9 protein-coding genes are annotated in these 9,783 nt (G+C 27.7%); all 9 read left to right on the forward strand.

All coding sequences use genetic code 11. The annotated features are described in order from the left end of the window. The first annotated feature begins 13 nt into the window (after positions 1–13). The 9 genes from BW946_RS11925 to BW946_RS11965 all read left to right on the forward strand — a co-directional run bounded on the left by BW946_RS11925 (position 14) and on the right by BW946_RS11965 (position 9,717). Positions 14–1,177, forward strand: coding sequence for a Shedu anti-phage system protein SduA domain-containing protein (locus BW946_RS11925; protein ID WP_076596394.1), 1,164 nt, complete (start codon positions 14–16; stop codon positions 1,175–1,177). A gap of 119 nt (positions 1,178–1,296) precedes the next feature. Next, positions 1,297–2,481 (forward strand): hypothetical protein, encoded by a 1,185-nt coding sequence (locus BW946_RS11930; RefSeq protein ID WP_076596395.1) that lies wholly within the window; start codon positions 1,297–1,299, stop codon positions 2,479–2,481. Between the two features lie 587 nt (positions 2,482–3,068). After that, positions 3,069–4,211 carry a hypothetical protein gene (locus BW946_RS11935; RefSeq protein ID WP_076596396.1) on the forward strand — a complete coding sequence of 381 codons (1,143 nt, stop codon included), beginning with the start codon at positions 3,069–3,071 and terminating at the stop codon, positions 4,209–4,211. 285 nt (positions 4,212–4,496) lie between these two features. Further along, positions 4,497–5,351, forward strand: coding sequence for a restriction endonuclease (locus BW946_RS11940; protein ID WP_076596397.1), 855 nt, complete (start codon positions 4,497–4,499; stop codon positions 5,349–5,351). Between the two features lie 18 nt (positions 5,352–5,369). Continuing rightward, positions 5,370–5,888, forward strand: coding sequence for a hypothetical protein (locus tag BW946_RS11945; protein WP_076596398.1), 519 nt, complete (start codon positions 5,370–5,372; stop codon positions 5,886–5,888). Positions 5,889–5,997: 109 nt separating this feature from the next. Next, the gene (locus BW946_RS11950) at positions 5,998–7,038 is read left to right on the forward strand and encodes a HEPN domain-containing protein (RefSeq protein ID WP_076596399.1); all 1,041 of its coding nucleotides are present in this window, start codon (positions 5,998–6,000) and stop codon (positions 7,036–7,038) included. A gap of 182 nt (positions 7,039–7,220) precedes the next feature. Next, positions 7,221–8,069: a sce7726 family protein gene (locus BW946_RS11955; protein WP_076596400.1), complete on the forward strand. Its 849-nt coding sequence runs from the start codon at positions 7,221–7,223 to the stop codon at positions 8,067–8,069. A gap of 2 nt (positions 8,070–8,071) precedes the next feature. Continuing rightward, positions 8,072–9,034, forward strand: a complete 963-nt coding sequence (locus BW946_RS11960) for a sce7725 family protein (protein WP_076596401.1) — start codon at positions 8,072–8,074, stop codon at positions 9,032–9,034. Beyond that, positions 9,034–9,717 carry an RES family NAD+ phosphorylase gene (locus BW946_RS11965; RefSeq protein WP_083688860.1) on the forward strand — a complete coding sequence of 228 codons (684 nt, stop codon included), beginning with the start codon at positions 9,034–9,036 and terminating at the stop codon, positions 9,715–9,717. Before BW946_RS11960 ends, BW946_RS11965 begins: the two co-directional genes overlap by 1 nt. Positions 9,718–9,783 lie beyond the last annotated feature (66 nt).

Raw genomic sequence — 9,783 nt, forward strand, 5'->3', positions numbered from 1 at the left:
AATATTTTATAAAATGCGAGTATTACTAATAACTGATATTCAAGACAACAACAGAATTAAACTACAATTAAGAGATTTTTGTGAACCAACTTCAATTCTAATATTAAATAGTATTGAAAGCGCACAAGATTTCATAAATGAACATGTAGTTAAATTCCAATTGCCATTAGATTTAATAATTATTTATAGTACGGTAAATAAAAGAAATGCAAATGATTTTAGGAACTTTATTAGAAATGATTATCAAAGAACATATTCAAAAAGAGATTTTAATATTAATGAAATACCGTTAGTTCTAATAGTTGAAAATGGTATGAATAAAAGCGCTTTTTTGAAATATGATTTGGTAATAGATGATAATGGAGTTGAAAATTTAAATCTTTTATCGAAATCTTTTAATAGAGTTATTAAAAATTGGAGAAAGAGAGTTTTAGATGAACTTTATAATTTAGGAATTATTTTTAATTCTGGTGTAATTGATTATAGTTTCTTTTTTAAAAGAAATAATTCATTTAGATCGACTAGAATATTATCGCAAAATTTTAAAATGTTCCCAAGGAAACTAAATTATTATTGGCTGGATTATGATAAACGTCAAATAGAAAAGTCAATTGATGATTTTACAAAAATGTTAAAACGCTCAGAGACTATAGGAAAAAAAGGAGAAGAAAAATTATATCATAAATTTTTCAATAAAAATCATCCTTTTTTATTACGTGATGCCTATTCAAGACATTGGTATGAACCGAGACTGTACAAAAACTCAACAGAATTTGAGGAACCAGATTACACATTGAAGCCTAATATCACGTTTGAAACAGACCTTAGCGTATTTGAGGTAAAACTTCCTAATGAAACGTTTCTAACTCAATCCAAATTCCATACATCACCTAAATCAAAACTAATGAGACACATTTTTCAAGTAAATGATTATAAGGATTATTTGGAAAGTGATCAATATCAGAGTGAAATAAATAAAATATTTGGTTATGTGCCTAAAACTATAGATTATAATATTCTAATTGGAAGAAAAAAAGATAAAGAAGAAAATATTTATCATCTCACAAAGCGAATGAAACAAATGGGTCAGGATAAATTGAATTTAATGACTTATGATGATTTGCTTGACTATCAGTTAAAATTTTTTCATAGAATGGAATTATTGAATGTAAAATAAAAACTACGCCTAACGTAGTATTGGCAAAATGCGGAGAGAAGTGCAAAATTGAAAAGCAGATTTTCTATTCCGCTCATGCTTTTTAATTCTTCAGTTTTTCGTAAGTTAGCAGTCATATTATGAAAGACTTCACACCATTCTTGACTAAGTTTGATACGAGTAACCCTATTCTTTTTTTATACGAGGAAGGTTTGAATCATTCACAAGTCAAAGAATTTGTAATAGTTCTTTTTAAGCCGCACTTTAAAAATCACGACTTCTTTGTCAAAAATTCTATTGACCTGTATCTTGATACTTGGGTAAACTTTTTTTCATTTAGAACAAAAGAACATTTCAAGTTTACAAAACAAATTATTGACTTTTATAATCAAGCACTTTCCATTGATGAAGTATATACATTAAACACAACAATAGAATACAGTAATGACTTTGCAGAAGGACTTTCAAAGTTTTGGACATTTCTAAACAGTGAAAAGAAACAATCTGAGTTTTTTGAAATTGAAGACTATCACAACTATATATTACAATCAATCGGACTTGTAATAGAAGGAGCATCTAAACCACTTTTGAAAGAATTATACCAACTAAATAAATTCATTAGCGGTAATCCAGTGACAAAAAGTATCGTAAGCGGCTACGATTTAGGAGTTTTAGTGGATTACCTGGAACAGACACCATTTAAAGATTTATTTAGACCTAAACCATTAAACCTAAAAGTTAGTCAACTAAGAAATATTTCTTATCATCATAATGCAAATCTTCAAAAGGATGGAACAATAAAGTGTAGCTATGGAAAAGGTGCAAACAAGACAGAATTTGAAACTACACTATCAGACTTGGAATCGACATTGCAAAGCGTTTTGTATTACTATAACGCAATTAAACTAGCAAGAGAAATATTCCTTTGGGATAACTATGATAAAATAAAACCATTAAGAGCACACTTGACAGAAAATCCGAAGCTAAGACAAGAAGGAATGGCTGCAGCAATGTATATAGCAATAAGTCGTGAACAGTTTAAAATCGTTTCATTGAAGACTGACGACAACAATGCTTACTTGGAAGTTCAGGACACATTATCAGGAAACGACAAAGCAAGGGCAATTCATTCTTCTCAGTTTCTTTATAATCTTTGGTGGTACACAAACAAAGAAAAACTTAATGTAAAATATATCGACAAAGAAGGAAAATTGAGACTCATTTCATCTACTACTTCAGACGTGTGTGAACAAATCGGAAAAGGAGAAAAGGAATTATCATTTATGGCTGAAAAAGTAATATTTGAAAATGTTGACCTTGAATAGAAACACGGCTGCTAACAGGCATTTGGCAAGAAAGCGGTTCATTGCTTAATTGAACTTTCTGCCTTGTATCAACTTTTGTGCTGGATTGAAAGTGAAGTACTCCGAAATCCGCTTCTTCGTCAAGCGCCAAAACGTTGAGCTAGCTTGTAAAGCCAAAACGAAAACTCTATTCACCCCTTCGACTAGCTCAGGATAAACTTTGGCTTCGTTAGCTTTTTCTGCTATTACAGTTTATCATAGAGATATAAGAGAACTTTGATAATAGTCTCTTTTTTTGTAGGTGATGATGCACGAACTGTTGCGTTTCAACTAAAAAACAAACTGTCATATAATTACAAAAATCCTTATATTAGCACCTCAAATTTTATCGAAAAAATATAAAGCGTTAGCTTTTATTCTGTTATAGGGAATCTGGTAAATTCAAAATGTAACACGGAATAAACAGTTGATGCTCACGTCATATGGCGTGGGCTATTCTTGTTTGTGTTACAGGCTTACCAGAGCCCCCTATTGCAGATTGAGTTTAGTCCCACGCTTTCTGCATTAATAACCTTTCACTTTGGGACTGAGTGATATAAAAATCACTTATGAAAAAACTTATTTTTTCTTCATGTATTTTACTTGGACAGCTTTGGTTTTCTCAAACTGCAACAAAAAAGTTTAACTCATTTCAGAACCGATATGAATATTTTGATTCAAACGGAAATATGATTGGTTATGAAAAATACAACAGTTTCTCAAAACAATGGGAGTATTATACAACAAATAATACTTCTCAATCTAGGCAACCAACACAATATCGAGAACCTGCGAAATTAGATATTTCTGCTTTAGGAAATGCAATGACTATAAAACAAGATCGGTATAATGCTAATGTCCAACAATTACAAAGTACTGTTAATTCTATATATGAAGATATAAACAATTTACAGGTTACTGAAGAACAAAAAAAAGCTATAAACGACAATTTTCAACAACAATGTATCAATGAATTGAATCAAACTAAGATTGATTATTCATCAGCGAATGAAACCAACCGTATCATAAAATGGCTTTACGATTCTTTGAACATAATTATTAAAAATACTCAAGCTTCTAACGCTAAATCTATCAACAGCGATCAAAATAATTATAGTAATGCAAATGCTGCAGAAAATGATAGTAACTCTTCGGCACAAAAATCTAAAAAAGAATCCAGTAATAGCTACTTCAATATGTATGACCAGAATTTTAGGGAGCTAGACGTAGCTGCAAAAAAAAATTATGATAAAATTAAACATACTTTAATCGCTAATGTAATTTCAAAATCCTATAAAGAAAACCTCGATGAATTTTATTCATTAGCTGAAAGGTTTGAGTTAAATGAGGTAAACTCAAAAAAGTTATATAATGATATATTATATAATGTCGTAATCTTGGATAATTTAGCTAACTCATATTACAGAGTTAAAAGAATCACGTATTTTAACAGTAAAAACTTTATAGTTGAAGATTCAAAGGATTTGAATTCTTATTTGATGATTGATTCTAAATTTGTACATTTTAAAACAGCTACAAACGTTGAAAATTATAGAGATTTAACTGATAAAACTTACAACTCTAAAAAATCAGGATATGAATATAAATCAAAATATGGAGCCATCTTTATACCTAACGACTTAACCTTTGTGAAATTTTATGATTCACAAGATTTTACGGGTAGTTATTATATTTATTATATTTCAAAATAATTTTTAGCCTTGACCAAAAACGGTCAAGGTTATTTTTTATTTTTAGGTTACGAGAAAAATCATAAAATGAAACCAGAAAGGATAAATTCTGAGATTATTTATTTATAATTATTTGAACAAGGAAAAGAATTAATGGAAAAAATTATCGCAGGAATTGTTTTATTATCAAATGAAGACAAAGTAAGTACATTGTCGTCCTTACAAAAATCTAAATATGGAATTTTAGTATTATAAATGTGTAAATTTGTAGAAATTACTGCAATCAGTTAACTTATTTTTAAATGAATGAAATTTAGTGAAATACAAAAATTTATTGATTCCTTACAAAAAATGTCTAAACCACCGCATCTTGACAATATTTTTAAAATGCATAATTGGCTTAATGAAATAAATAAACCTGCTATACATCAAATTGCATTACATAAACAATGGTCAGAACATTTTGAACAAATCAATAAAGGTTTTAATTATGACAATAAATTCATCAATTTTAATAAAATATTTGAAGTCAAATATGATAACAGTTATTTAGATTTTATTAAACAAATCGACAAAATTTCAAATCTTGACCATTTCCAAAAAATATCCAATTCATTTATATATCACAATTACGATTTTGCTGACTTAATTGAAGATTACGAAGAATCAGAAATTGCTGATAATGCAATTGAGGAATTCGGTACAAAACAAATTGTTTTAGATGAAACAACAAGAATCAAGCAAATCATTTTTGAAATATACCTTAATAATGAACAATTATACAAACTTCATCCTAGAGAATTTGAACAATTAATTGCAGAACTTTTATATAATAAAGGTTTTGAAATTGAATTAACAAAGCAAACACGTGACAATGGCTATGATATACTTGCAATGAAATATATTAATGGATTTAGTCCAGTAAAGTATCTTGTTGAATGTAAAAAGTATGCTGAAAATCGCAAAATTGGTGTTGAAATAGTAAGAAGTTTTAAAGAGGTACTATCCACTGAACAAGCTAATAAAGGTCTAATAGTAACTACATCATATTTCTCAAAAGATGCAATAAAAAAACAACAAGAAACACCTCTTTTACTAGAATATAAGGATAAAAATGAGGTTATAAGTTGGGTAAATGATTATTATAATCAAAAAAGATAAACCATTATAAAAAGCACAATGAAAGAATTCTATCATGTTTCACAATGTGATTTAAAAAATATAACACAATTTAATTTGCAATTTTTCAGACGATTTACTAATGAAGAGCATAAAATCTACTTGAGAAAGAATCATCCAAATGGTCTTTCTCAACATGGCGGAATATACTTATACTCCAATACTTCCCTTGTATCGCCCAATATAGTAGCCATTGAAACTGTATTTGAGCTTGTTCGACAGCTCAAATTTGCCAACCGAAAATCTCGATTTGAAGTTTCTTTTGGATGCAAGACCCTTGAAGATGCAATTAAAATAAATTCTGAAACTTTTTATGGTAAAGGAGAAATTTATAAAGTAAACTGTGAAAAATACACTTTAGCAGATATGAATTTACTTAGAATTGAGGGATCTGTAATTGACTTTCAACTTCTTGCAGAAAAGTACTGGAATGGAGAAGAATCCGCTAATCCATTTTGGGAAGTTTTAATGGAAAATCCAGTAAATATTTTGGAGAAAGTTGATATTTTAAAACTATAAATATTGAACTTTTTTAGAAAAGATTTATGATATTTGGAGACATCAAGAAACCATAATTTGGTCATAAAATTCTACAATACACCCGAAAATAGTATTCTTAAAAATAATTATGAGTGTAGAAATTACATTATATACAAAAAAAGCGTCTAAAACAGGATTAAGTAATTATCTGTTAGCTAATGGATTTAACAAGACTAGACATTTCTTGGATGAAATGAATACTAATGATATGTTAAATTTTATGTGGTTTGGATTTGATAATTACGAGTCATCCACAGGCGTTGAGGCAATGGTTTTAAAATCATCCGAATGGGAACGAGAAAAATACAAATGTTCTGAATGGGTTTTATATACAAGAACTAGAAGTAGTGGGACGTTTGAGGACAAGCAAAAACAAAACGAGATCATTAAAATAGCTCGGCAACAATTTGGCGGAACATTTTATAATGATTGGTATGGAACAAACAGATATATAAATCTAGAAGATTACGAAAAGTTCACACCATTAGAAAAGGCTATTTCAATTATAGCGAATAATTCTTTAGAAAAACTTAATCAAATAAGACATTGTTTAGGTGGTTATAAAAATGAAATATCGGAAACACTAGCAAATATCGAATCAAAAAATATGAGAATGCTGTTGATGTCAAAAGACCCTAGTATTATTCTTTATAATAGCTTAATACCATTTTTAGTTTCTGTATTAGAATATTTTTTTGGACAATGTTTCTCTGTTTATATTAAATATGACAAGACGGCAAGACTGCAACTAACTGAGGAAAAGGTGAAAATTGGTATCACAGAAGTTATAAGTATTCTTGAAAAGGAGAATTCACTTGAGCAAATAATTGCCCAAACGTACAACTTTCAAAACCTTGAATCTACGAATAGAGCTTTTAAAAAATATGTATCAATTGATATATTTGCGATATTAAGTAAAAAGAAAAGAATTAATAATAAAACTTTTAGAGTTTTATCTAAAATTCAAGAAATTCTAGATGCTAGACATAAGTTTGTTCATGAATTAGATATTAATTATAATTTAACACAGCAAATATATTTAGATTATATTTCCACTGTGGAAAAAGCAATTGAATTAACATTAGCTAAATTTAAAGAAATAGGATTGAAAATTGAAAACGATTATTAAACTTTTGACTAGAAAAGCATTATTATATTACTAATTTAGAGCCATTTATTTAGATCCTAATCTGTTTGTACAGAAACAAATTAACATTTCAAAAAAAATATATAATATGTTATTACAAACATTAAAACTACTGTAATTAAAAGTTTAAAAAAAATGTTACTACTTTTACACAAAAATACTGAATGTTATATCAACTAAATCAACTGCGAGACTTGTCATCCCTTTTTACAAGGAAAGAGGTTAAAAGATGGTTAAAAGATGATTTTAAATCAATAGATATAAAATTAGAAAGATATAATTTACATAAAAAAAATAAGGGTAGTAATTATTTAAAGTTTCTCAAAGAAACTTATAAAATATTGGAAGAAAATTACCCTAATGAATATATTCTGAAAAATGAATTCTTAAATAAATGGTTAAAAAGTGAATTAGGAAATCAAAACTCATTAATTATAAATGAATTTAGGACAGGTAAAGCAATTGCTGACTTAGCAATGTTTAATGGCGTTTCTAAAGCCTTTGAAATAAAAACAATTTTAGACAAAGAATATAGATTATCAAATCAAATTTCAGAGTACAAGAAAATTTTTAACGAATTATACATTATAATACCAAAAATTCAAATTAATAAATATATTAATTATGATGATTGTATTGGAATAATTACCTACGATTCCGAAGTTAAAAACTTTGAACTAATAAAAAAAGCAGTTAAAAATGAAGAAATAGATTCAAATACTCTAATTGAAATTCTACACACAAAAGAGTATCTCGAAATTGTATACAAGTACTATGGTCATCTACCAGAGATGAGTGTATTCACACAATATGAAGTATGCAAGAATTTATTATCTAAAATACCTAATCAAGAATTAAATAGTTTATTCTTACAAATCATCAAAAAAAGAAAGGTTAATAATTTGTTTTTTAATAAAGTAAATAATGAGTTTAATCAAATTTGTTTATCTTTAAATTTAAAAGATTCTGAAAAGAATGAATTAATAAAAAAACTAAAAACAAATATTAATTAACCATGTACTTTCCTTATTTAAGAGCCAGACAATTTGAGTTAATTTCTCTTAGAGAATTAGTAAATGAAGATTTACTTCATAATGAAGTAACTCCTATTTTAGAACCTGTTAAAGAAAACAGTTTTAATAACTTAAATTTGGCACATCGAGTATTTCAAGAAAAACAATTTAATGCATATCTTATAGTTAACCCATTTCAGGGAGAAGCCTCTGGAGATAAAGATATTTTTCTACAATATTTATCAGAATTAGATAATCCTCACTTTCTACCTGCTTTTCATTACTCTGATAATAGTAATTACATTATACAGAAGCTTGATGAATATGATATTAAAGAATGTATGATAATTTGTTTAGATAATTTTTCTGACGAGGAATCATTTAAATTATTATGTGAAAACTCTGCAATAACTCACATAACTCTACAAGACCCTAATAAATACAGAGCAATTGATAGACATATTAAAAAACTTCAAAAATTCTATATTAGATTAGATGATGTTTTTGAAAAACAGCCTAGAAATTCTGAATTTCTAAATATACCTGCACATAAATTTACCGAAGAGCATTTATATTACAGAGAAGAAAATTATCAAGGTTTTTCTGATTTTACTGTGTTACCTAGTGAATTTATTGATGGCGGAAGTACTCCCAGAGCTGTTGTAATACATTTTACATACTTAAATCAAGAAGAAGAAAATCAAATTTGGATTAGACACTTTACTTCCGAAACAAATGATAGCATAGCAAACGTACAAGGTAAGTTTTATGAAGCGGCTAATAAAATGGTTATTTATTGTGATGATAACCAAATTACAAATTCTGCAATTGAAGAATTAAGAGGCTATTTAACTTTTGAAAATGAAAATGGTAGTATCGGTAGATATCCAGGATTAGGAACAGTAAAAAAAATATCTTTGAAAAATCATTTAATTGTTGTTAGCAATTTTCTAAATTCATTGTAATGTTAGTTTGTAAAAATTGTTTTTCGGACAAAGAATTAAAAGGTTTTATAATTTCTTCGGGACATATAAGTGAATGTGGTTATTGTAAGAATAGAGATATTGAGACTATTCATCTTGAAGAATTATTTGACTTTTTCAAAGAGTTATTTGATAATTTCCAAGTAAAAGATGATGGTGAGCGACTGATTTCAAAGATACAAGGAAACTGGAATCTTTTTAGTGATATTGGCATTGGAAATAGAATAATGAATTATGTGATTGGCAATATTGATACCCACTTACAAAATTCAGAAGAATTAGTAGATTTTAATAATGATATTTTAGATAATGTTAATTATTGGCACGTTCTAAAAGAACAATTAAAATGGGAAAGAAGATATTTAACCGATATTAATTACCTCACTGAATTAGGTTGGGATAGCTTTTTTGAAAGCAAAATTATAATTAACAAAGACGATTACTTTTACAGAGCTAGACTTCATCATATTTCTGATGAAGATGCTTATTCAAATGATAAAATGTATTGTCCACCTAAAGAAATTTCAACAGCAGGAAGAGCAAATCCCAAAGGTATACCGTATCTTTATCTAAGTGAAAATGAAGATACTGTTTTATATGAAACAAGAGCTTCATATTTAGACGAAGTTTCTACAGGACACTATCCCACAAAGTGTGTAAGTTAAAAAGTCAGGGCTTGGATTTTATAATCTGAGCCTTTCTTCAAAAATAAGCATAAATTGGTTGAGAAC

The organism is Chryseobacterium sp. RU33C (genome assembly GCF_900156015.1).
GTDB classification, from domain to species: domain Bacteria; phylum Bacteroidota; class Bacteroidia; order Flavobacteriales; family Weeksellaceae; genus Chryseobacterium; species Chryseobacterium candidae.